This is a genomic window from Methylotenera sp. 1P/1, from assembly GCF_000384355.1.
Lineage (GTDB): Bacteria > Pseudomonadota > Gammaproteobacteria > Burkholderiales > Methylophilaceae > Methylophilus.
Genome location: NZ_ARWC01000001.1, coordinates 374,152 through 397,686, shown reverse-complemented (window position 1 = coordinate 397,686; position 23,535 = coordinate 374,152). Strand labels below are relative to the sequence as shown.

At 44.6% G+C, this 23,535-nt stretch carries 23 protein-coding genes; 5 read left to right on the top strand and 18 right to left on the bottom strand.

Going from position 1 to position 23,535, the window contains the following annotated elements:
* Positions 1-5 precede the first annotated feature (5 nt).
* Positions 6-1,469 (top strand): DUF4139 domain-containing protein, encoded by a 1,464-nt coding sequence (locus A3Q3_RS0101865; protein WP_020181868.1) that lies wholly within the window; start codon positions 6-8, stop codon positions 1,467-1,469.
* A gap of 19 nt (positions 1,470-1,488) precedes the next feature.
* Positions 1,489-2,199, top strand: coding sequence for an SAM-dependent methyltransferase (locus A3Q3_RS0101860; RefSeq protein WP_026361683.1), 711 nt, complete (start codon positions 1,489-1,491; stop codon positions 2,197-2,199).
* Here the strand turns inward: A3Q3_RS0101860 and rnhB are convergent.
* The 16 genes from rnhB to A3Q3_RS0101780 all read right to left on the bottom strand — a co-directional run bounded on the left by rnhB (position 2,188) and on the right by A3Q3_RS0101780 (position 17,777).
* Positions 2,188-2,793, bottom strand: coding sequence for a ribonuclease HII (gene rnhB / locus A3Q3_RS0101855; RefSeq protein WP_020181866.1), 606 nt, complete (start codon positions 2,791-2,793; stop codon positions 2,188-2,190). The genes A3Q3_RS0101860 and rnhB overlap by 12 nt on opposite strands.
* Positions 2,790-3,956: a lipid-A-disaccharide synthase gene (gene lpxB / locus A3Q3_RS0101850; protein WP_020181865.1), complete on the bottom strand. Its 1,167-nt coding sequence runs from the start codon at positions 3,954-3,956 to the stop codon at positions 2,790-2,792. The genes rnhB and lpxB overlap by 4 nt, the downstream gene beginning before the upstream one ends.
* Positions 3,957-3,973: 17 nt before the next feature.
* Positions 3,974-4,753 carry an acyl-ACP--UDP-N-acetylglucosamine O-acyltransferase gene (gene lpxA / locus A3Q3_RS0101845; protein ID WP_020181864.1) on the bottom strand — a complete coding sequence of 260 codons (780 nt, stop codon included), beginning with the start codon at positions 4,751-4,753 and terminating at the stop codon, positions 3,974-3,976.
* 60 nt (positions 4,754-4,813) lie between these two features.
* The gene (gene fabZ / locus A3Q3_RS0101840) at positions 4,814-5,278 is read right to left on the bottom strand and encodes a 3-hydroxyacyl-ACP dehydratase FabZ (protein WP_025224203.1); all 465 of its coding nucleotides are present in this window, start codon (positions 5,276-5,278) and stop codon (positions 4,814-4,816) included.
* Between the two features lie 19 nt (positions 5,279-5,297).
* Positions 5,298-6,329, bottom strand: a complete 1,032-nt coding sequence (gene lpxD / locus A3Q3_RS0101835; RefSeq protein WP_020181862.1) for a UDP-3-O-(3-hydroxymyristoyl)glucosamine N-acyltransferase — start codon at positions 6,327-6,329, stop codon at positions 5,298-5,300.
* 26 nt (positions 6,330-6,355) lie between these two features.
* Positions 6,356-6,859, bottom strand: coding sequence for an OmpH family outer membrane protein (locus A3Q3_RS0101830; protein WP_020181861.1), 504 nt, complete (start codon positions 6,857-6,859; stop codon positions 6,356-6,358).
* Positions 6,860-6,906: 47 nt separating this feature from the next.
* The gene (gene bamA / locus A3Q3_RS0101825) at positions 6,907-9,216 is read right to left on the bottom strand and encodes an outer membrane protein assembly factor BamA (protein ID WP_020181860.1); all 2,310 of its coding nucleotides are present in this window, start codon (positions 9,214-9,216) and stop codon (positions 6,907-6,909) included.
* Between the two features lie 13 nt (positions 9,217-9,229).
* Positions 9,230-10,624, bottom strand: a complete 1,395-nt coding sequence (gene rseP, locus A3Q3_RS0101820) for an RIP metalloprotease RseP (protein ID WP_025224200.1) — start codon at positions 10,622-10,624, stop codon at positions 9,230-9,232.
* A complete protein-coding gene (ispC, locus tag A3Q3_RS0101815) occupies positions 10,621-11,820 on the bottom strand; it encodes a 1-deoxy-D-xylulose-5-phosphate reductoisomerase (protein WP_020181858.1) in 1,200 nt (399 codons plus the stop codon). Before ispC ends, rseP begins: the two co-directional genes overlap by 4 nt.
* 35 nt (positions 11,821-11,855) lie before the next feature.
* The gene (locus A3Q3_RS0101810) at positions 11,856-12,674 is read right to left on the bottom strand and encodes a phosphatidate cytidylyltransferase (RefSeq protein WP_020181857.1); all 819 of its coding nucleotides are present in this window, start codon (positions 12,672-12,674) and stop codon (positions 11,856-11,858) included.
* Complete coding sequence (locus tag A3Q3_RS0101805) at positions 12,667-13,431, bottom strand: isoprenyl transferase (protein WP_020181856.1); 765 nt, start codon at positions 13,429-13,431, stop codon at positions 12,667-12,669. Before A3Q3_RS0101805 ends, A3Q3_RS0101810 begins: the two co-directional genes overlap by 8 nt.
* Before the next feature lie 69 nt (positions 13,432-13,500).
* Entirely contained in the window at positions 13,501-14,058 is a 558-nt protein-coding gene (frr, locus tag A3Q3_RS0101800; RefSeq protein ID WP_020181855.1) for a ribosome recycling factor, read from the bottom strand.
* A 50-nt stretch (positions 14,059-14,108) separates the two neighbouring features.
* A complete protein-coding gene (pyrH, locus tag A3Q3_RS0101795) occupies positions 14,109-14,825 on the bottom strand; it encodes a UMP kinase (protein WP_020181854.1) in 717 nt (238 codons plus the stop codon).
* Positions 14,826-14,992: 167 nt separating this feature from the next.
* Positions 14,993-15,868, bottom strand: coding sequence for a translation elongation factor Ts (tsf, locus tag A3Q3_RS0101790; RefSeq protein WP_020181853.1), 876 nt, complete (start codon positions 15,866-15,868; stop codon positions 14,993-14,995).
* A 94-nt stretch (positions 15,869-15,962) separates the two neighbouring features.
* Positions 15,963-16,712, bottom strand: a complete 750-nt coding sequence (rpsB, locus tag A3Q3_RS0101785) for a 30S ribosomal protein S2 (protein WP_020181852.1) — start codon at positions 16,710-16,712, stop codon at positions 15,963-15,965.
* Positions 16,713-16,934: 222 nt separating this feature from the next.
* A complete protein-coding gene (locus tag A3Q3_RS0101780) occupies positions 16,935-17,777 on the bottom strand; it encodes an HDOD domain-containing protein (RefSeq protein WP_020181851.1) in 843 nt (280 codons plus the stop codon).
* A 151-nt stretch (positions 17,778-17,928) separates the two neighbouring features.
* On the opposite strand from A3Q3_RS0101780, the gene map reads away from it, so the two are divergent.
* Complete coding sequence (gene map, locus A3Q3_RS0101775) at positions 17,929-18,726, top strand: type I methionyl aminopeptidase (RefSeq protein ID WP_025224195.1); 798 nt, start codon at positions 17,929-17,931, stop codon at positions 18,724-18,726.
* Positions 18,727-21,288 carry a [protein-PII] uridylyltransferase gene (locus A3Q3_RS0101770; protein WP_020181849.1) on the top strand — a complete coding sequence of 854 codons (2,562 nt, stop codon included), beginning with the start codon at positions 18,727-18,729 and terminating at the stop codon, positions 21,286-21,288.
* 39 nt (positions 21,289-21,327) lie between these two features.
* On the opposite strand, the gene A3Q3_RS0101765 is transcribed toward A3Q3_RS0101770, so the two are convergent.
* Together A3Q3_RS0101765 and A3Q3_RS0101760 are read right to left on the bottom strand one after the other, a co-directional pair.
* Positions 21,328-21,600 carry a cupin domain-containing protein gene (locus A3Q3_RS0101765; protein ID WP_020181848.1) on the bottom strand — a complete coding sequence of 91 codons (273 nt, stop codon included), beginning with the start codon at positions 21,598-21,600 and terminating at the stop codon, positions 21,328-21,330.
* Positions 21,601-21,679: 79 nt separating this feature from the next.
* Complete coding sequence (locus A3Q3_RS0101760; RefSeq protein WP_020181847.1) at positions 21,680-21,955, bottom strand: cupin domain-containing protein; 276 nt, start codon at positions 21,953-21,955, stop codon at positions 21,680-21,682.
* Positions 21,956-22,157: 202 nt separating this feature from the next.
* Between A3Q3_RS0101760 and A3Q3_RS14085 the strand changes: the two genes are divergently transcribed.
* Positions 22,158-23,390 carry a tyrosine-type recombinase/integrase gene (locus tag A3Q3_RS14085; protein ID WP_020181846.1) on the top strand — a complete coding sequence of 411 codons (1,233 nt, stop codon included), beginning with the start codon at positions 22,158-22,160 and terminating at the stop codon, positions 23,388-23,390.
* Positions 23,391-23,535 lie beyond the last annotated feature (145 nt).

The following is a 23,535-nucleotide window of genomic DNA, read 5'->3' as shown; positions in this document are numbered from 1 at the left end:
GATAAATGCATATTCCCAAATATTTAACTTTATTTTTGTTCTCACCCCTATTTGTGACTTCCCTCACTGCCGCTGAAGATAGTAACGAACTGTTAAGTTTGGCCAAAGACCAACAGTCGCTTGCCATTACTATCTATAACAATGATCTCGCGCTGGTAAAAGACACACGCGCCATCAAACTCAGCAAAGGCATACAAACGATTGCTCTACGTGATGTCAGTGCGCAGATTCGTCCGGAAACAGCCTTATTTAAAAGCATCAATGCAGTGGGCAGCATAAGCGTGTTAGAGCAAAACTTTGATTTTGATTTACTCACCCCAGAAAAATTATTAGAAAAATATGTGGGTAAAACCGTCAATCTATTAAAAAGTAATCCGGCAACTGGTGTAGAAACTAACGAGGTAGCTACCGTACTTTCTGCCAATAACGGCGTGGTACTCAAGATCGGCAATCGTATTGAAACCGGTCCGTTTAACGGGTCACTTAACGGGAAAATTGTGTTTGACACGATTCCTGCCAACTTGCGTGACCGCCCCACTCTCACCACAGTGGTTAACAACAAAGTAGCGCAGCAACAAACTGTGGAGCTCAGCTATTTAACTGGCGGCTTGGGCTGGAAAGCAGACTACGTAGCCGAGTTGAATGCAAAAGAAGACAGTATTGATTTATCCAGCTGGGTCACACTATCCAACACCAGTGGCGCAACGTATCAACATGCAAAACTGCAACTGGTTGCAGGTGATGTTAATCGTGTACATCCACAAGGCAGACCCATGGTAAAAACCATGCGCAGTGATATGGCCATGGCAGAGGCCGCTATGCCTATGCAAGAGGAATCGCTGTTGGAATATCATTTATACACGCTAGATCGCGCCACTACGATTGCCGATAACCAAACCAAACAAGTAGCCTTATTAAGCGCTCAGCACATTCCTGCACGTAAAGAGCTGGTGTTAAAAGGTGCTGACTACTATTACCAAGGCCAATATGGCGAAATTGGTACCAAAATGAAAGTGGGCGTATTTGTTGAGTTTGACAATACAGAGCGTGCGCAACTTGGCTTGCCTTTGCCCAAAGGTATTTTACGCGTGTATAAAAAAGACAATGCCGGTAATGCACAATTTGTGGGTGAAGATACCATTGACCACACGCCCAAAAATGAAACGGTGCGCTTAAAACTTGGCGATGCTTTTGATGTGACGGCAGATAAAAAACAAACCCAATTTAAAGTGCTGCCAAAGCCAACTAAGGGCATCAATGCGTTTGAAAGCGCATACGAAATCACGCTCAAAAATGCCAAAAAAGAAAAAGTGGTGGTCAGTGTTCAAGAACCCATTTCTGGCGATTGGAAAATCCTGAGTGAAAGTGCGCCGCACCGCAAAGCAAATAGCCAACTGGCTATTTGGCAAATAGAAGTGCCAGCTGAGGGCAGTACCACACTCAGCTATCGCGCCCAAGTCAAATACTAATCACCACTCTCTACCACAAGTGAAATCAGGCACTCTGTATTTTATTCCGGTCACCCTTGGGGATGATTTAGTCGCACATGTGCTTCCCACTGAAGTATTGGCGCGTATTCGCACACTTGATACATTTATTGTAGAAAATGAAAAAACTGCACGCCATTTTCTGTCTAAGATTCAGCACCCAACACCCATCCGCGACATTACCTTTAAAACACTGAACACTCACACCGCAGAGAAAGAGCTAGCTGCGTTATTGACAGAGTTAATAGCTGGCGTGGATGTTGGACTCATGAGTGAAGCGGGATGCCCTGGCATTGCTGACCCTGGGGCATCACTTGCTTGGCTTGCGCATCAAAAAGGGATTCGAGTCGTGCCACTTGTTGGCCCTAGCGCTATTCTACTTGGGTTGATGGGGAGCGGCCTGAATGGGCAACGCTTCACCTTTTTAGGCTATCTACCCAGCGATAAAGCGGCACGTATACAGCAATTAAAAGACATTGAAAAACGCTCAAAAGCCATGCACGAAACCCAGATGTTTATTGAGACGCCCTACCGTAACCAGCACATGCTCGAAGACATTTTGGCACATTGCCATGCGGAAACCAGACTGTGTGTGGCGTGCAATGTAAGCCTAGCGGATGAATTGATTCTGACCAAAACCGTAGCCAAGTGGAAACAAACCCCACTGCCGGATTTGCATAAAAAGCCTACAGTGTTTTTACTACTGGCCTAGCGATAACAACGCCCTCACTGGGGCGTAGCTACGGCGATGCACTGGCGAGACACCATGCTGCTGTAATAAGGTCATATGTGCTGCTGTCGGGTAGCCTTTATGCTGTGCAAAGCCATACATAGGGTATTGTTGATCCAACAAATAAAGCTCTGTATCACGCGCAGTTTTTGCCAAAATAGAAGCAGCGGAGATTGCTTGGACTTTACTATCCCCCTTCACGATCGCCTCGCAAGGTAGATTCAATGTTGGGCACTTGTTGCCATCAACCTGCACCAATATTTCAATACCGGCTAATGCATGTTGAAACTCAGCTTGCAATTGCGTCACGGCGCGTTGCATAGCAAGCAAGCTGGCTTGCAGTATGTTAATCCGGTCAATTTCTTCCACCGAGCTACTGGCAATAGACCATGCCAGTGCGTACGCTTTAATTTCTATGGCAAGCGCATCTCGCTTTTTTTCGGTCAATTTCTTAGAGTCGGCCAGACCTTCAATAGGGCGTGAAGGATCGAGTATTACAGCCGCTGCATAGACAGCACCTGCCAAAGGGCCACGGCCTGCCTCATCTACGCCGCAGATATAGGGTGCCACGATCATAAATAGCTGAGTACAGTTTGGGCTGCTTTTTTCGCACTATTTTGCTTTAAACTCTGATGGATATGGCTAAATGCATCTTTTAACGTTTGCAAATAGGTTTTATCACTGAGTAAACGCAAGGTTGCATCAGCCACGTTCTGTGGCGTTGCCTCATGTTGTAAGAGCTCTGGCACTAAGAACTTACCTGCAAGGATATTGGGCAACCCTACATAGGGAAGATATTGCATACGCTTGAGAATTTGCCAACTCAAAAATGGCATTTTATAGGTAATGACCATCGGTTTTTTAAGCAAGGCTGCTTCTAATGTTGCGGTACCAGAAGCCACAATCACGACATCTGCGGCTTCCATTGCATCGTGCGCATGGCCAAACATTATTTGCATATTCAACACCATCTCAGGTTGCAAAAGATAGGCGGCATGAATTGCCCTCTCAAAAATCTCGCGCGTTTCGCGTGTAATGAGCGGCACTAAAAAAACCACTTGTGTCGTATCTGCGTATTCATGTTGAATAATCTGCGCGGTATCCACAAACAGCTGCGCATGCTGTGTGACTTCAGATTGACGACTACCAGGCAGCATGGCCACCACAATGGTATTGGCATGAATTTTCAGCGTCTCACGTATTTTGTCAACATCGGGTTCCATTGGCAACACATCGGCCAGAGGATGCCCCACATAAGTGACCGGCATATTCACTTGCTCGTAGATAGGTGCCTCAAAAGGAAATAATGCAAGCATATGCGAGACCGCACGCTTGATTTTATGTATACGCCCCTTACGCCATGCCCAAATAGAGGGACTCACGTAATGAATAGTTGGAATGCCTTTGGCTTTTAATTTACGCTCTAGCCAAAAGTTAAAATCCGGCGCATCAATCCCGACAAATACGTCAGGCTTAGCTTCTAGTAATTGTTTTAGCAACTGCTTACGTAGTTTGAGTAGTCCGTATAAATGGCGGATGACTTCAACGTAGCCGCGTACAGATAGCTTTTCCATGGGAAACAAGGATTGCGCACCCAAACTAATCATTTTGGGCCCGGCAATGCCTACAAAGGCTATATCACTTCGCTCGGATTGCAACGCTTGAATCAAATGAAAGCCCAATAAATCCCCTGAGGCTTCCCCGGCAACTATGGCCACTTTGGGTGCGGTTTTTGACATACGATACTTTTAGTAATCTAGCGGATAATACCGCGTGTAGATATATCAAGAAAATCAGTAAGCAAACCGATATCTGAACATCTTCCCTTCATGCTGGCTAACTCTAGTTTAGCTTCTTCTAATGTAAGACTATTACGATACAACACTTTATAAGCGCGTTTAATTTCTAAAATACTTTCCGGGCTAAAGCCGCGACGCTTTAAACCTTCGGAATTGATGCCATGCGGCTGCGCATCGTAGCCAGACGCTGTAACATAAGGCGGAATATCCTTAAACACCACAGAACCTACTGCGGTAATGACATGAGCACCCACTTTGCAAAACTGATGGATTAAAGTAAACCCACCTAAAATTGCAAAATCATGGATATCCACATGCCCTGCCAACGAAGAATTATTGGCCATGATGGTATTGTTGCCAATCACACAGTCATGCGCAATATGCACATAAGCCATAATCCAGTTATCGTTACCAATCTTGGTGGTGCCTTTGTCTTGAATGGTGCCCCGATTAAACGTACAGAACTCGCGAATCGTATTGTTATCACCAATCTCTAGGGTTGTTGGCTCATCACGGTATTTTTTATCTTGTGGTTGTGCACCTAAAGAGGAAAACTGGAAAATCTGATTGTGCTTGCCAATAGTCGTTGGGCCTTCAAGCACAACATGACTGCCAATGCGTGTATCCGCTCCCACGCGCACACCCGCACCTACCGTAGTGTATGCACCAATTTCAACACTTGAATCAAGCTCCGCCTTAGGGTCAATGATTGCCGTCGGATGAATTTTTGTTGTCATACACTAATCTTTGTTTACTTGAGTGGTTAGATACTAGGCTGGCGGTTAGCAGTCACACAATTACTTTTCGATGGCCTTCAGGATACACATCATGCTGGCTTCAGCGACCACTGTACCATCCACAGTTGCAACTCCAGTGTATTTCCAAATACCTTTTAAAATACGATCAATTTTTACATTGAGAATAATTTGATCGCCAGGAGACACTGGTTTTTTAAATCTTGCACTGTCGATTCCCGCAAAATAGTACACAGAATCATTATTGGGCTTGGTACCCATGGTTTTAAATGAAAGTACTGCAGCAGCTTGCGCCATCGCCTCTACAATTAACACGCCAGGCATTACCGGGTGATAAGGAAAATGTCCGGGAAAGAACGGTTCGTTTACGGTCACATTTTTGAGCGCTGTGATTTCCTTACCAATTTCCATCGAGAGCACACGGTCTATCAATACAAAAGGATAACGATGCGGTAAATGATCCAATATTTCGTGGATATCCATACTGTTTATTGCATTTTCTGACATAGCGACTCTCTAACTCTGATTATTTTGCTTGATGACTTATTTGATGAATAGCATCTTCTAAAGCTTTTATTTTATCTGTTAATTGGTTCAAGTGGCGAATATTTGCGGCGGTTTTCAGCCACGCCTCATGTTCTTGGAACGGCATGAGCGCAGTATAGGTTCCAACTTGGCGAATCGAACGCATAATCATGCTGCCAGGCGAAATAGTAACGCCATCCGTAATCGTCAAATGTCCAAGTATCATGGCAGCACCACCAATTTTGCAATGCTTGCCAATAATGGCACTACCTGCAATACCCACGCAACCAGCAATCACCGTATGTGCGCCTATTCTGCAGTTGTGGGCAATCTGAATCAGGTTGTCCAACTTTACACCCTCTTCAATCACGGTATCGTCAATCGCACCTCTATCCACAGTGGTGTTTGCGCCAACATCGACATGATCTTCAATCACCACACGACCGACTTGAGGAATTTTTACCCAGCGACCATTTTCTTCTGCATAACCAAAGCCATCGTTACCAATCACACAACCCGTATATAAATGACAGTGCTTGCCAATTTTAGTGCCGTGCTTAATGGTGACATTGGGCTCAAGCACTGTTCCCGCTTCAATCACCACATGGTGTTCGATGACACAGCCAGCACCTACAAAAACATCTGCCCCCAGCGTCACGTGATCAGCAATCACCACATTTGCTTCAATCGACACACTTGGGTCAATTTGTGTATGCTCTCCAATCACGACACTCTGATGAATGCCAGCAACACGTTGTGGTTGAGGATTAAGCAACGAAGAAACCTTAGCAAAATAAGCGTAAGGATTGTCGGTAATGATTTTAGGAAGTGCTGTTAAATGCGTATGTTCTGGCTTAAGAATCACGGCACTCGCTTGCGTTTGCGTAAGTGCGTTTAAGTACTTGGTATCCATAAAGAAACCGATTGCACCAACCTGCGCATAGCCCAGTGAACCAACACGATCGATTGGCGTGGAAGCATCCCCAGACACCTCACCCCCCAGCGTGTTTATAATTGCGGCAATCGTCAGCATCATCTCACCCTAGCACGCGTGAGATGCTACTTCTTACCTAAAAGCTTAAGTACTTTATCGGTAATGTCTATTTTCTTACTGGCATAGGCTACGCCGCCGTACACGACCAAATCAAAATTATCTGTTTCGGCCACTGACGTAACTGCTTTATTGATACGGTCTTGCAGCACAGCTAGCTCTTCATTTTTTCTGAGATTAATGTCTTCTCTGAGCTCACGTTGTTTACGTTGAAATTCTAATTTGAGATTAGAAGCATCGCGCTCACGGTTACGACGTTCAGTATCTGTGGTCGTCAACCGGTCTTTGTCTAAGGTAGCTTCTAAATCTCGAATTTGCTTTTGCAAGCGATCTAATTCTTGTGAACGCGGGCTGAACTCTTTCTCGAGCTTTTTACCACTTTCTGCAGTTTGCGGAGCTTCTTGCAGCAATTTATCGACCTGCACATATCCTATTTTGAGTTCTGCTGCGCTAACAGTCGCGCTTAACACCACCCCTAATACAACAGTTAACGATACAAAAAATTGCTTCAATCAATACTCCTTGGATATCCATTCATCTTATAGGATTCACGGCCGAATTAAAACTGCTGCCCTAATTGGAATTGTAACACTTGTGTATCGTCACCCTCTTTATCATTCAGCGGCTTGGCTAAAATTAGCTTTAGCGGACCAAACGGTGATACCCAAGTGACACCTACACCTGCTGAAAACCGCAATGCATCGGCATTGATAGATTCCGACCCAGCGTACACACCACCGCCATCCAAGAAAGCACTCAATCTAAACTGCTTAGTGTCTTTAATCAAAGGTACGGGCATAAATAACTCTACGTTACCAAGCACGCGTTTGGTACCTCCCACGGAGAACTCCTGTCCCGTCGTAGGATCAATATCACGCGGGCCAAGTGAACCATTCTGGAAGCCACGTAATGAGTTCACGCCACCTAAATAGTAGTTTTTAAAGAATGGGTATTTCTTACCGCCATAGGTGTCGCCATAACCGAGTTCACCATTCAACATGAGTGTGAAGGAACTGCCTAGATCTTTATACCATGCGTGCTGATAGTTAAGTTTGTAGTACTGCAAATCAAGGCCGGGTATTGCCACTTCTGCCGTCAGTTTCTGTAAAACACCTTTACTTGGGAACAAGATATTATCGCGCGAATCATAGGTCCAGCCTGCAGACAATTGCACCGAGTTACTATCACAACCGCTAGTGTTACCGCAGAAATTAATATATTGAACTGGGCTACTGCTATTCAAATCAATTTGGGTAAAGTCAGCGGTAATACCAGCGGATAAAAAGTCACGCTCAGTCAGTGGCAAACCAAAGCGTACGCCGAAGCCGTAAGATGAGCTTTGATAAGAACCCAGCTGGCTCGTCTGACTAGTATCTGTGTCTACGTCACGACGATACACATCAAAACCGCGACTGATACCATCTGGTGTAAAGTAAGGATCCGTGAATGAAAGTGAATATACCGTATTGACTTTACTTGTGTTGATTTGCGTGGCGACACGATTACCCGTACCCAAAAAGTTAGGCTGATTGATATTGAAGCCTAATACCACGCCTTCATTACTGGATAAACCGGCACCAAACTGAACACTGCCAGTCGCCTTTTCAGTCACATTGACATTCAAGTCTACTTGGTCATTTGTACCTGGTACTGCTGGCGTTTCCAACTCTACGTTGTCAAAGTATTGCAAACGATCCAGACGTTCTTTTGAGCGTTTAATTTTTTCACCTGCATACCAAGCCGACTCTAATTGACGCATTTCACGGCGCAATACAGAATCCCGTGTACGTGTATTCCCAGTCAGGTTAATGCGTCTAATATAGACTTTACGCCCAGGGTCGACAAAGAATGTAAATGCTGCCGTGTGATTTTCTTTGTTGATTTCCGGAATGGCATTGACGTTTGAAAACGCATAGCCATCTTCACTGAGTCGGTCACCTAATGCTTTGCTGGTTTCTGATACCAGTTGGCGATTAAATACATCGCCTTTATGAATTGTAATGAGCTTGGTCAAGTCAGCTTCAGGCACTTGTAAATCACCTGCAAGCTTCACATCGCTAATGGTGTATTTTTCACCCTCAGTGATATTGACTGTAATATAAATGTCTTGTTTATCAGGAGAAATAGACACCTGCGTTGAATCAATGGCAAACTCAAGGTAACCCTGATTCATATAGAAAGACTTGAGTGTTTCTAGGTCAGCGGTTAATTTTTGTTTGGAGTATTGGTCATCTTTATTCCACCAACTCATCCAGTTAGGTGTAGTCAGCAAAAACTCTGCGCGTAAATCTTCGGTGGTGAATGCTTGGTTGCCAACAATATTGATATCACGAATTTTGGCAACCGCGCCCTCCTCAATTTCAAACTTCACAGCGACACGGTTACGCTCTAATGGGCTGACCACTGTTTTGACAGATGCGCCGTATTTACCTTGCGACAAATACTGGCGTTTGATTTCCTGCTCGGCACGATCTAATTGGGATTTATCGAAAATCTGGCCTTCAGAAATGCCGATTTGCTTCAAACCATCTTTCATTTTGTCGGAAGGAAATGATTTATTGCCGCTAAAGTCAATCTGCGCAACAGAAGCACGCTCTTGCACAGTCACGACCAGTACATCACCTTCAGCCTCAACGCGGACATCTTTAAAAAAGCCCGTACCATATAAAGACTTAATGGCTTGTGTGGCTTTTTCATCGCTCATCACATCACCCACTTGCATAGGCAAATAGTTAAATACCGTGCCAGCTTCTGTACGTTGCAAGCCTTCTACCCGAATATCTTTAATGACAAAAGGCTCTATCGCCAAAGCGGAGTTGCTTAATAAAGCAAACATCAATGCTGAAATGATTTTTGGTTTTAATTTCATTACTTTGCTTCTATTAACCAATCATAAAACGATTGATATCGTTAAAGATTGCGACCATCATCAAAAGGCCTAGTACCCCAAGACCAATTTTCTGACCCATCATCATCACCTGTTCGGAGACAGGCGACCCTTTAAAAATTTCTACGATATAATACATCAAATGCCCGCCATCCAGCACAGGTATCGGCAAAAGGTTGAGCACACCAATACTAATGCTTACCAGCGCTAAAAAGCCCAAAAACACTTTAATACCCAAACTTGCACTTTCTCCGGCAAAACTGGCAATACTTACCGGGCCGCTGATGCCCTTCCAAGACACTTTACCAGTCACCATATTGGCAAGCATCTTGAGGCTAAACACCGAAGTATCCCAAGTTTTCTCTACTGCCTTTTGTAGACTCTCCAGCACGGAATAGTTCACCTCAACGAGCAGGTTTTCCAACGCTTGCTTATCAACCTTAACACTTGCCCCCAAACGCCCTACTGTACTACCATTCTCCGTGATCGCTTCTGGCGTCGCATTAATACGAATAGATTGCTGATGTCTCAACACTTCAAATTGAATCTGCTTATTGGGGCTTTCTTTGACGTAGCTGACCACGCTTTCCCAGTTTTTCACCGCGATATGATCCAAAGCAATAATCTGATCGCCCACTTGAAACCCAGCAGCCACTGCCACAGATGACGGCAACAGCTCGCCTATCACGGCCGGTACATCAGGCTTGGTCATGTCCATGCCTAACTTATGTAAGATATCTTCTTCCGCATTGTTGTTAACACCATCAAAACTGAGTGTTGTGAGATGCAAAGCATTGCCAGCATCTAATGTCTCTATTTCCACCGCACTCTTTTCAAGAGAAGCGTTTAACAGCACCCACCGAGCATCTTGCCAAGTTTTCACTGGCTGACCATCCACTTTTTGGATGACATCACCCTTTTTCAAACTAGCCTGACTAGCCAAACTATCTGCCTGCACTTCGCCCACGATGGGCCTGATACCTGTGACACCTAATAAAAACAAGCCCCAATATAAAATCACTGCCAACAATAAATTGGCCACGGGGCCTGCCAATACAACGGCCATACGTTGATACACTGATTTACGATTGAATGCGTTTGCCAACTCCTGTTCAGAATACTGAGGAACGCGTCCGCGTAATTGAGGGTCTGCCTGCTCTTGTTGGAGCTCACGTTCATCTAACATTTTGACGTAACCACCCAATGGAATGGCTGCCAAAATGAACTCTGTACGGTCTTTACCTAGGGTTGTTTTCCACAACGGCTTGCCGAAGCCAATAGAAAAACGTAATACACGTATGCCACACCAACGTGCGACTTGATAGTGTCCATATTCGTGGATTGTCACCAACAGACCAATAGTGACAATGAATGCTAATACAGTCATCATGCGCTTAACACCTCAACATTGGCATGGTTAGCCAACCAATTTCGCGCATACGCTCTAGCGCGCGCATCCACTTCAATCAATTGCTCCAAACTACTCACTGCCTCGGTAGGAATAGCCATCAGCGCGTCTGAAATTAATTGTGGGAGCTCTAAAAAATGTAATGATTTCTGCAAAAATGCTGCAACGGCAATTTCATTTGCAGCATTTAGAATGGTTGAAGCGGTACCACCCAATTTGAGCGCGTCATACGCTAGACGCAGACAAGGGAAACGTTCCATGTCCGGTTTCTCAAATTGTAGCTGCGCAATTTCTATCAAATTCAAAGACTTGACACCAGCCTCAATACGCTCAGGGTATCCCAGTGCGTAAGCAATCGGCGTGCGCATATCAGGATTCCCCAACTGTGCCAGCACACTGCCATCTACATATTCCACCATAGAGTGAATCACACTTTGTGGATGCACCACCACTTCAATTTGTTCCGGCTGTGCATTAAACAACCAATGTGCCTCAATCACTTCCAGCCCTTTATTCATCAGGGTTGCTGAGTCTATGGTGATCTTTGCACCCATCACCCAATTGGGGTGTTTTAACGCCAGCTCAGTAGTGACTTGTTTTAATTGTGCTTGGCTGTAGTTTCTAAACGGGCCACCAGAAGCCGTCAAAATAACCTTGCGCACGCCACCTTCTTGCAAATGGGCATGTGATACTGGTGGCATCACCTGAAAGATAGCATTATGCTCACTATCAATAGGCAATAATGTTGCGCCGCCTTGCTTGACCGCTTGCATAAACAAGCTGCCTGCCATCACTAATGTTTCTTTATTCGCCAGTAAGATACGCTTACCAGCATTGGCTGCGGCCATTGCAGGTTTCAGTCCGGCAGCACCCACAATCGCCGCCATGACGACCTGTACATCATCACAGCTTGCAACGAACTCCAACCCTTGCATGCCTAGCAAGACCTCAGTCAAGGAATTAGCTTCGCGTAAGCGTTGCGTGAGTTGATGCGCCGCTTGCTCTTCTAACAGCACTGCATAGCGTGGTTTGAACTGAAGACACTGCTTAAACAAACTATCTACGTTATTGTTAGCTGCCAGTGCAAAGGCATTAAAACGTGCAGGATGACGCGCAATCACGTCGAGTGTTTGCTGTCCGATAGTGCCTGTGCTGCCAAGTATGGTGACGTTTTGCAATCTAAAATCCGCGTAAGAAATGAATCTGACCGTACTTATACCATTGCTTGCACGTAATGGTAAATATAGAGCATTAAAATAGCGATAGGTAATGCAGGTATCACGCCATCAATCCTATCCAAAATACCGCCGTGCCCAGGTAAAAGCTGCCCACTGTCTTTGATGTTGGCTTGCCGTTTAAACATGGACTCAAACAAATCACCGTACACCCCCAACACAGCCACAACCCACAGTCCGGGCAAGATAATCCAAGGCTGGTGCGCGTTAGACAAGATGAGCAACAACGCAAACAAACTCACCGCAGCAAGCGCACCGAGGACACCCTCCCAAGTTTTACCAGGACTAATGCTGGGTGCCAGCTTGTGTTTGCCAAACCGTTTACCCGCAAAATAAGCCGCGCTATCCGCAATCCAGATGGTCGAGATAATAATCAGCAACAACCACGGATCCACTCTCTTTGCGCAAACCAAGGCCATCCACAGGCTACCTAATAATAGCCAGCCAATCCCTACATTAATGATTTTGTTTCGGCAAACCAAGCCTTTGGCTAGCCAGATAGGCACCAACACTACCCAAAATAGCGCAGCAACTGCGAATACGGTTAAAGCATGAAAGAAAAACAAATGAAAGTTAAGTGTCATCTGCCAAATTGCAAATGACGCTAAAATCAATGATGAGAATAGATAAAGGCGGGTTTGATTGACATTCAGACCAATTAATTGCGCCCATTCACTGAATGCCAATAGCGTCAATACCAGCATCAGCCAAGACCAAATGACATCGTCTAAATAAAAAAGTGCCGGAATGAAACAGGCAAGCAGTGCCAATGCTGTCAAAATGCGGGTTTTAAGCATCGGCCGAACTACTTGTTAACTGCTCGCTAGTGCGCCCAAAACGACGCTCACGTTGCTGATAGGATTGCACTGCCTGAAGAAATGCCTGATCGTCAAAGTCTGGCCACAGCACGTCTGTGAAATAGAACTCGGTATATGCCAATTGCCAAAGCAGGAAGTTAGAAATACGCGTCTCACCGCCAGTACGGATAAATAAATCTGGCTCTGGTGCATAATGCATGGAGAGTGCTTCAGCAATATCACTCTCAACAAACTGCCCTGCTTTTTCAGGATGCGCAAGCTGCATCTTATTTACTGCTTGTAGAATATCCCAGCGCCCACCATAGTTGGCCGCAATGGTCAGCGTAAGGCCCGTGTTATTCGCGGTAAGCTGCTCTGCGACACGAATCTGCTCAATCAATGCGCTACCAAACTTTGCGCTATCCCCGATTAAAATCAAACGAATATTATTGTCATGTAACTTGACCACTTCACGCTTGAGCGCATCCATAAACAGCCCCATCAAAAATGAGACTTCTTCTTCTGGTCTACGCCAGTTTTCACTGCTAAACGCAAATAAGGTGAGGTACTTTACATTCAGTTCAGCACATTTTTTTACTAACGTGCGTACGGTTTCTACACCGCGCTTATGGCCGGCAACTCTCGGCAGAAAGCGCTTACGCGCCCAACGCCCATTACCATCCATAATCACGGCTACATGATTAGGAATGTCTCCACTAATAGGAATGGTTTGTGTGCTGCTTGAGAAAAAACCCAATTATTTAACCCTGATTAATTAGCTTTTGGCCTAAATGCTTTATGCAACTATAAACAATAATGGCGGTAGTTATACTGCCATCAAATCCGCTTCTTTCACTTGCAGCAGTTTATCCACTTCAATCACGGATTTATCCGTCATCTTTTGCACTTCATCCTGTGCGCGACGTTCATCATCTTCTGAAATGGCTTTATCTTTTACCAACTTTTTCAAGGCATCATTTGCATCACGACGCACATTGCGGATCGCCACTTTGGCATTTTCACCTTCGGTACGTACGATTTTAGTCAAATCACGGCGGCGCTCTTCGGTGAGCATTGGCATCGGCACACGAATCACATCGCCATTGGTCGCCGGATTCAAGCCCAAATCACAATCACGAATGGCTTTTTCCACTTTGGCCATCATGTTTTTTTCGTAAGGCTGTACGTTAATCGTACGCGCATCGCCCAGATTCACATTGGCTACTTGGTTCACGGCCACCATAGATCCATAGTATTCCACCATCACGTGATCTAACAAACCGGTATGTGCACGACCAGTACGTACTTTGGCCAAATCGTTTTTTAAAGCCTCAATCGACTTTTGCATCTTCTGCTCAGCAGATTTTTTTACATCATCTAACATGTCATTACTCCAACAATTTTCTTAACGCACTATTGCATATTAAAGCACTATTAAAGTACTACGCGTGTGCCTTCATTTTCACCCATCACCACGCGCTTTAAAGCGCCTGGTTTAAAAATACTAAATACTGAGATTGGCATCTTTTGATCACGACACAACGTCAATGCTGTCGCATCCATCACTTTAAGGTTTTTTTGAATCGCCTCATCAAAGGTGACTGTCTCGTAGCGTTTTGCGTCTGGATTTTTCTTCGGATCATCCGTGTAAATACCATCGACCTTAGTCGCTTTTAACACGATTTCTGCATCAATTTCCATACCGCGCAACGCTGCAGCGGTATCGGTGGTAAAGAAGGGGTTGCCGGTACCAGCACCAAAAATGACTACGCGCCCTTCTTCTAAATAGCGAATGGCTTTGCCGCGAATATAGGGCTCAGCCACTGCTTCAATATTCAACGCACTTTGTACGCGTGCTGGAATACCCGCATGCTTCATGGCATCTTGCAATGCCAACGCATTCATTACAGTGGCCAGCATGCCCATATAGTCGGCTGTCGCTCTATCCATACCACTGGCTGCTGGCGCTACGCCACGAAAGATATTACCGCCACCAATGACTACACCTACTTCTACGCCCAAATCTACCACTTCTTTGACTTGCGCAACAATTGCCGCAATGGTGATGCGGTTGATTCCATAGGCATCATCCCCCATCAAAGCCTCGCCTGAAAGTTTAAGTAAAATGCGCTTAAAGGCAGGTTTATCCATATTATTCCTTAATTTAAAATTTTGCTTATTTAATCACAAACCACCTTGTTTGCCTAAACTTTTAAGCGGTGATTAGGTGCTGCAAGCCAAAAAAAAGTGAGCTTGACGTTAGTCAAACTCACCTCTTTAACACCACCGAACAAACAGTAGCGCTACAATGCTTTTAATTACACCTTAGCTGCAGCAGCCACCTCAGCAGCGTAGTCCACTACTGCTTTTTCAATGCCTTCACCTACAGTATACATAGTGAAAGAAGCCACTGAAGCATTTTTGGATTTCAACAATTGTTCGATCGACAATTTATCATCTTTAACAAATGTTTGACTCAACAATGTCACTTCTTTCAGGAATTTCTGCACTGTACCGTCTGCAATTTTCTCTAGCATCGCTTCTGGTTTGCCGGCTTCTTTTGCTTTTTCAATCGCAACACGACGCTCTGTCTCGATCAACGCTGCATCCACACCTGACGCATCCAATGATTTTGGTTTTGCAGCAGCAATGTGCATCGCAATGTCTTTACCCAAGGCTTCATCACCGCCCACCAAATCCACCAACACGCCAATTTTGCTGCCATGCACGTAGCTGATTAATTTACCTTGTGCTTCCGTACGCACAAAACGACGTGGCGTGATGTTCTCGCCAATTTTACCCACCAATTGTGCACGCGCTTCTTCAGCTGTCGCGCCGCGCATAGGTAAAGTAGCCACTGCCTCAATATTGGCTGGGCTATTGCTATTAACCACTTGTGCAAGTTCAGCCACAAATTTCAAGAAATCTTCATTTTTTGCACAGAAGTCTGTTTCAGAGTTCACTTCAATCAATGTGCCTGTTTTGCCATCAGCGCTGATATTAATACCTACCGTACCTTCAGCTGCAACGCGGCCAGCAGCTTTGCTGGCTTTGTTACCAAAACGTACGCGCAAAATTTCTTCAGCACGCGTCATATCGCCTTCAGCCTCAGTCAATGCTTTTTTGCAATCCATCATGGGCGCATCTGTACGCTCACGCAATTCTTTTACCATACCTGCGGTAATCTCAGCCATCTTAAACTCCTAATCTAAATTGATGATTCAATGTTTATATTCATTATTTGAGAATACAAAAAGGGGCTATGCGCCCCTTTTGATTAAAAAGCAATTACTCTGCAGCTGCTTCAGCTACTTCAACAAACTCTTCTTCTTTTGCTGATTTAATGATCTCTGTAATCGCGTTAGCACGGCCTTCTAATACTGCATCCGCAATACCACGTGCATATAAACGAATCGCACGGCTTGAGTCATCATTGCCAGGAATAATGTAAGTCACGCCATCAGGTGAGTTATTTGTATCCACAACGCCAATCACTGGAATGCCCAATTTTTGCGCTTCAGTAATCGCACCGCTCTCATGACCTACGTCAATGATGAAAATCGCATCTGGCAAGCCACCCATCTCTTTTATACCACCGATAGAGCGCTCTAACTTCTCCACTTCACGCTTATAGCCTAAAGCTTCTTTTTTACCAAATTTTTCCAAGCTACCGTCTTGCAACATCGCTTCGTAGTCAGTCAAGCGTTTGATAGATTGCTTCACTGTTTTGAAGTTAGTTAACATACCACCTAACCAACGGTGGTTCACATATGCACAACCTGCACGCGCAGCTTCTTCTTTTACGATGTCACGTGCTTGACGTTTTGTACCTACGAATAAAATACGACCTTTGTTAGCCGCCAATGTACGCACATATTTAAGTGCATCTTCAAACATTGGCAATGTTTTTTCAAGGTTAACGATATGAATTTTGTTACGATCACCAAAAATGTACTCGGCCATTTTTGGATTCCAATAACGGGTTTGATGGCCAAAGTGAACACCGGCCTCTAGCATTTGACGCATGGTTACTGACATACTATTCTCACTCTCAAAGGGTTATGAATTCACACAACGCTAAAAACACCCTCAAAATCAAGCAGTTAAATACCACTCGCTATGTTTAGGCACCCTAGATTAGGCTGTGTGTAGATTTAAAAACACATTTCTATTGAAATGCGAAGGCAGAATATTACCACTAAGCAATTGAATTTGCTAGTTTTAGATTACGTAAATCACGCTAAAATCTGCTGCCAATGACTATTCGGCAGATACGTTGGGCGCACCAATTAAATGCATCACACGACTCACGTCCACATGGAGCAAATCGGCAATCTCTTTGTAATCGTCCGGCAGCGCTGCATCATCCCAACCGTTGGCAGTATGTCGCGCCAAATTGACTGCTAAGCGTACGTTTTTCACACGTTGCGCATCAGCTTTATCTTCATCCATCAACTCCGTCAGCAATGGTGGTAAACCAAACGCCTCCACCAACGATTTTTGCAGGTCCATCAACTTAAATGTCAGCACCTGTAGTTGCACATCCGTGCTACGTAATTGCCGATCCTGCTGCTGCTTTTGATGAATTTCAAGCATTTTCTCCGGCGCGAAACACCACATCAACATTTCTGCTAAATCGCGCAATAGTGCGGCCAGACGTACATCTTCAGCATGCAAGTCTTTTAAATAGGCAGCCCATTCAATTGCATAGTGCGATGCGCGATGCGCACGCTTAATGAGCTTTAGCAAATGAGTGAGCGCAATCACTCGCGTACCAATGACTGATTCTACGGTAGGCTCGGGCAAAATATGATTAAAAAACGTGCTGGTGCCCAGCATAATCACAGCCTGCTCCACCTGCACCAAATCTTGCAGTTGCTGCCGACCTTTATGGCGTTGTGCATAAGTAAGCACCTTAAACACCATCATGGGATCTTTTAGTACAGCTAGCGTAATATCACGTGCACTTGTATTGTCTTCGTCGGCTTTCAGGGTAGCGATATCTCTAGCGGTTTGTCTTAGTACCGGAATATCAGCGGTTTGAAAAAACGCAATCCAGTCAGCTACCGTGCTGCTGCTTAACGCTTGCTCAAGTGTATTCATACACATCTCCTATGTTCGCCTAATAGGGTACCCGAGACGCTGATTGTCAGATTGCACGATTAAACGTGTTTTTACCGGCTATTTTATTAAATGGCGTTACTTAAACTTGCTCATGTTAAAATGTGTGTTGATTAATCATTTTTTACCGATCATGGCTATTACAATTAACAATGCTGAAGACATCGCACAGATGCGGATTGCCGGCAAACTTGCCTCAGAAGTCCTAGACTATATTACTCCCTTTGTTGTACACGGTGTGACCACCGAAAAGCTGGATCAGCTTTGCCATGACTACATCGTCAACGTACAACAAGCAATCCCGGCGCCACTCAACTATGCGCCAGATGGTCACACACCATATCCAAAATCAATTTGCACCTCGGTCAACCATCAGATTTGCCACGGCGTACCCGGTGACAAAGTGCTGAAAAATGGTGACATTGTGAATATTGATATTACCGTGATTAAAAATGGCTACCACGGTGACACCAGCCGTATGTTTCAGATTGGCGAGACCTCAATCCAAGCCAAGCGTTTATGCGATTTAACCTATCAGGCTATGTGGCTAGGTATTCAGCAAGTAAAACCGCAAGCGACTTTGGGCGACATTGGTTACGCCATACAAAGTTTTGCCGAGAAAAATGGATTTAGTGTCGTCCGCGAGTTCTGCGGGCATGGCATCGGGAAGAAATTCCACACCGAGCCACAAGTGCTGCATTACGGGCGCCCCGGTGCTGGCTTAAAGCTACAGGCAGGCATGATTTTTACCATTGAGCCTATGATTAATGCTGGCAAGCGCGACATTAAACAATTGCCGGACGGCTGGACTATTGTCACCAAAGATCGCAGCCTATCTGCGCAATGGGAACACACGGTGCTTGTGACCGAAACCGGGTATGAAGTACTCACGGTTTCTGCCGGCTCTCCGGCTAGCCCTCTGCCTGCCTAAATGACAGCAACCAAAGAAGCTGTTTTAAATTGGCGTCAGTCGCTAAAGACTGAGCATGCCAACTTAGAGTCGCAATTTTTTAGCCACCAGAACACGCCCCGCTTACTCAAAAAACTCAGCCACAGCATTGATCATCTACTGGCAGAGGTGTGGCAGCAGCTTCAGCTTCACCCAGACATCTGCCTGATTGCCGTCGGTGGCTATGGGCGTCAAACGCTTTTTCCATACTCAGATATTGATTTGCTGATTTTGCAGCCAGAAGATACTGAACAAGATCAGCAAGCAAAGATTGAAAGTTTAATTGGCATTTTGTGGGATATTGGTTTAAACGTTGGGCATAGCGTGCGCACCCATGCCGAATGCTTGGAGGAAGCGCAGCGCGATGTCACGATTCTGACTAACTTAATTGAATCGCGCCTGATTATCGGCCCACAAAAGCAGTTTCAATTATTTCAGGTAGAGGTGAATAACACCTTGGCCCCCGCCTCTTTCTTGGAAAAGAAATTAAAAGAGCAGCAAAATCGGCACGCAAAATTTAATGACACCGCTTATAACTTGGAGCCGAATTTAAAAGAAAGCCCAGGCGGATTACGTGATTTAAATATGATTCTATGGATTGCGCAAAGCCAAGGCTGGGGCAAAACATGGGCAGAACTACGCAAAAATAACATCATCTCTGACAAAGAACTGCGTCAAATTAAGCGGCATGAACTTAACTTACAAACGCTACGCGTACGCTTGCATTACTTAGCAAAACGCAGAGAAGACCGCTTATTATTTGATTTTCAGAATGAGTTGGCTGCTGATTTAGGTTTTGTCACCACGCCACATAAGCGCGCCAGCGAGCAGCTGATGCACCGCTATTACCAAAGCGTTAAATACATCAGTTTAATGAATGAGATTTTGCTTAAAACATTTCAAGAAAACTTAGCGAACTCGCCTGCCCGCATCACAGAAATCAATCGTCATTTTTATGTACAGCATGGATTACTCCATGCCAATATTGCCCATATTTTCCAGCTTAACCCTGCTGCTATTTTTGAGAGCTTTTTACTGCTGCAGCAGCATCAGAGCATCCAAGGGTTTGGCGCCGACCTGATCCGTGAGTTACAACGGGTTAAAAAATCGATCAACCACGATTTTCGACAATCCAGCGTGCACAAAGCGCTGTTTCTGGAAATCCTATCGCAGCCAGATGGCGTCAACCGTGCCTTGCGCAACATGAATCGCTATGGCGTGTTAGGGCAATATATTCCTGTGTTTGGCAAAATCATCGGGCAAATGCAACATGATTTATTTCATGTGTATACGGTGGATGAGCACATCTTAAATGTGTTACGTAATTTACGTCGCTTTGCCAAACCAGAGCTAGCCCATGAGTTTCCGCTGTGCAGCAAATTATTCGCGCATTTTGACAAGCCTTATCTGCTCTATCTTGCCGCCCTATTTCATGACATCGCCAAAGGACGTGGTGGAGACCATTCGGATTTAGGCACCATAGATGCCAGACGCTTTTGTAAGTTACATGGCCTGCAAAAAGCCGAAACAGAGCTCGTGGCGTGGCTGGTACAAGCCCACTTAAAAATGTCCAGCACGGCACAAAAGTCTGATTTATCTGACCCTAAAGTGATTGAGCAGTTTGCACAATTTGTGAAAGACGAATACCGACTGACCGCACTATATCTGCTTACGGTTGCCGATATCCGTGGCACCAGCCCTGTAGTTTGGAATGCATGGAAAGCGCGATTGCTTGAAAGTCTGTACTTTTCAACCACTCACATACTACGCGCAGAGCACAAAGACTCTTTAACGCAAATTGAGATACGTAAACAAGAAGTCAGCAAAAAGCTGGCGAGTTTTAATCTCTCTCAAAGTTCTGCTGCACCACTTTGGGAAAGTTTTGGTGAGCAATACTTTACCCGGTTTGATAGTGATGAAATTGCATGGCAAAGCCGCTTATTGATGCCACATAAGAACACGTTGGTACCCATTGTACGGGCCAGATTGAGCCCGAAAGGTGACGGCATTCAAGTAATGATCTATGCAAAAGACCGCAATGATATTTTTGCGCGCATTTGCCACTTCTTCGATAGCATGCACTACAACATTGCGCAGGCCAAAATTTTTACTACGCAACACGGATACGCATTAGACAATTTTATTGTTTTAGAACAATCTACTAAACAAGTAAGTTACAGTGGTTTGTTAAATCATATCGAGGCCACATTAACCGCAGAACTCATTCAAAATGGCATGCTAGAGAAGCCGATTCAGGGTAGGATGAACCGGCAAGTCAAACACATGCCGATCAATACGCAGGTGCAAATTTTTGCCGATAGCCACAACCAGTATCATCAACTGGAAATCATTGCCAATGACCGGCCGGGTTTGTTGGCGCAAATGGCACAGATTCTTTTAAGTTGCCATATTGAGTTGCGTAACGCAAACATCAACACATTGGGCAATCGTGTTGAGGATCACTTCTTGATCTCTGCCCCACATGGTAAAAAACTCAACGTTGAAGCCATCAAAAACTTAGAAGCTGCGTTCTCACAACTGTAATCAAGCTCAACAACCACTTCAGTGCTAGCCATGTAGCAGTCACTCAAAATGATAGTGTTTTTTAAGCGGCTGCTTGACGTGCCAAGTGCAGTCTAATCCCGCTTCAAATGTGACTAAATCTCCTACGCCAAAACTCACAGGCGCGCCATTTGTTGGTGTTACCGTCACTTCACCCTGCAAAATGTAAGCAACTTCCTTCGAGCTATAGGACCATGGAAACGTAGAAACTTCCTTCGTCCAAATGGGCCAGCGAGACACGCCCAACGCATCTAGTTTTGCTTGATCCGGTTTTTCTACATGTATTGTTGCCATGCTTCACTCCCCTCATGGTAGAAATAAAAAAGCCTTGAAATCTCAAGGCTTATTTTATGCTTTCAACACACAATTGCAATTAAGAATGTTTGTAGTGTTTTTTCAATGTTTTCACTACTTCCCATTGTGATTTCAAACCTTTTGGGAATACAACAAAATCACCGGCTTTAATAACCACTTTTTCGCCACCTTGTGGTGTCACGTGGAATTCGCCTTCTAACACATAAGCGCTTTCAGTCATGCTGAAATCCAGTGGGAATTTTGATGGCTCGCAATCCCAGATAGACCAGCTAGAAACGCCTAGCTCTTTCAATTTTTCTTGAGATGGATTGTGATCGATAATAATTTGACTCATGTTAAATCCTTTACCTAACTTAACCGTTAAATGAAAATGCCGCTAGCAAGCGGCATCGTAAAATCTGGCGGAAGAGGTGAGAGATTCTGGAAAATCATCATAACCCCTTGAATCCGCACAAATTCGTGCTTCCAAGCCTATTGCATGTGGTAAATTGATGTGGTAAAACGTCACCAATAACGACAACAAAAGAAGGTAGCAAGTGAGCAACAACATAGAGCTGAGAGCTAATACTTGGTACGCAGTCCTAATTATACCAAAGGACGTAAGGGAAACCCTAGGCAAGTTTAAGTTTTTTAAAACCCTTAAGACCACAAGCAAGAAAGAAGCGTGTCGCCTCGCCCTTCCTTTAGTAGCTCTGTGGAAAGCCCAAATAGAGGAAGCAAGGGGTAACACCGGAGCTGTTCATAACGAAGCCTTACGATGGAAAGGCTACTTGGCAAGTGCACAAGGAGTTGTGCTAGATGTACTCGAGGAGCAACTTCTAGACAAAGCTAAGGAACTGGAAGTTAAGCATGACCTAGAACATGCAGAAGACTTCTATCAGGTTGCTACAGGCAAGCGCACTCCCCTAGACACTCATTACGAGAATTGGGTAGCGCAGATATCGTTAGTACCGAAGACCAAAGACCAAACTGTGAAAGATGTTGAAACATTCCTTAAACAGTTCAAATCCATCGAGAAGGTAACCAAGCTCGAAGTTAAGAGGTGGATTGATGGTCTTCAGGCTGATGGAAACAGTGTAGGCACAGCTAACCGAATGTTAATCTCTGCGAGAAATTATTGGGGTTACTTGAGGAGAATAGAAGCAGTGAGTATTAACGATGAGCCACTTTCTCTCAAAGGCCTCTTACCACCAGCTAAGAAATTGAGTAAGAAAGGCTACATACCCTTTGAACCTGCTTCAATTGTTAACTTATGGAGAGCTGCTCTATCAAGCAATGACCAATCACTGGCCGACTTAATCTATATCGGTGCATATACTGGAGCACGTATCGAAGAGATTTGCTCGCTTAAGCTTGTAAACATCAATATAGATTCCTTCAAAATAGTAAACTCAAAGACCAAAGCTGGTGTTCGGGAAATCCCTATCCATAGCGATCTTAAAGAAACATTCAAGCGACTAAGGGAGGAGTCAACGGATGGCTATTTATTGTCTGGCCTAACATTCAATAAATATGGTGATAGAAGCAACAATGTAGGGAAACGATTTGGGAAGCTAAAGACAAGCCTAGGTTATACAGGAACTCATGTGTTCCATTCAATTAGGAAGACTTTTGTGACCCTCTTAGAGAACGCTGGTATAACTGAGGGGGTAACTGCGGATATAGTTGGACATGAGAAGAAGACTATGACTTATGGGCTTTACTCAGGGGGAAATAGTTTGGCTATCAAAAAAGCAGCTATTGAAAAGGTGCAATACCAGTTTAACTAAGCAGACTTGTACTCAATTTGACTAAAAGAATCTTATGCTAAGATACCTTACACCTTAATTACATAGAACAATATCAATAATGATTAAACTAAGCGTAGTGATCGTAGCACTCCTTACCTCAGTCTCAGCTATTGCAGGGGACTAT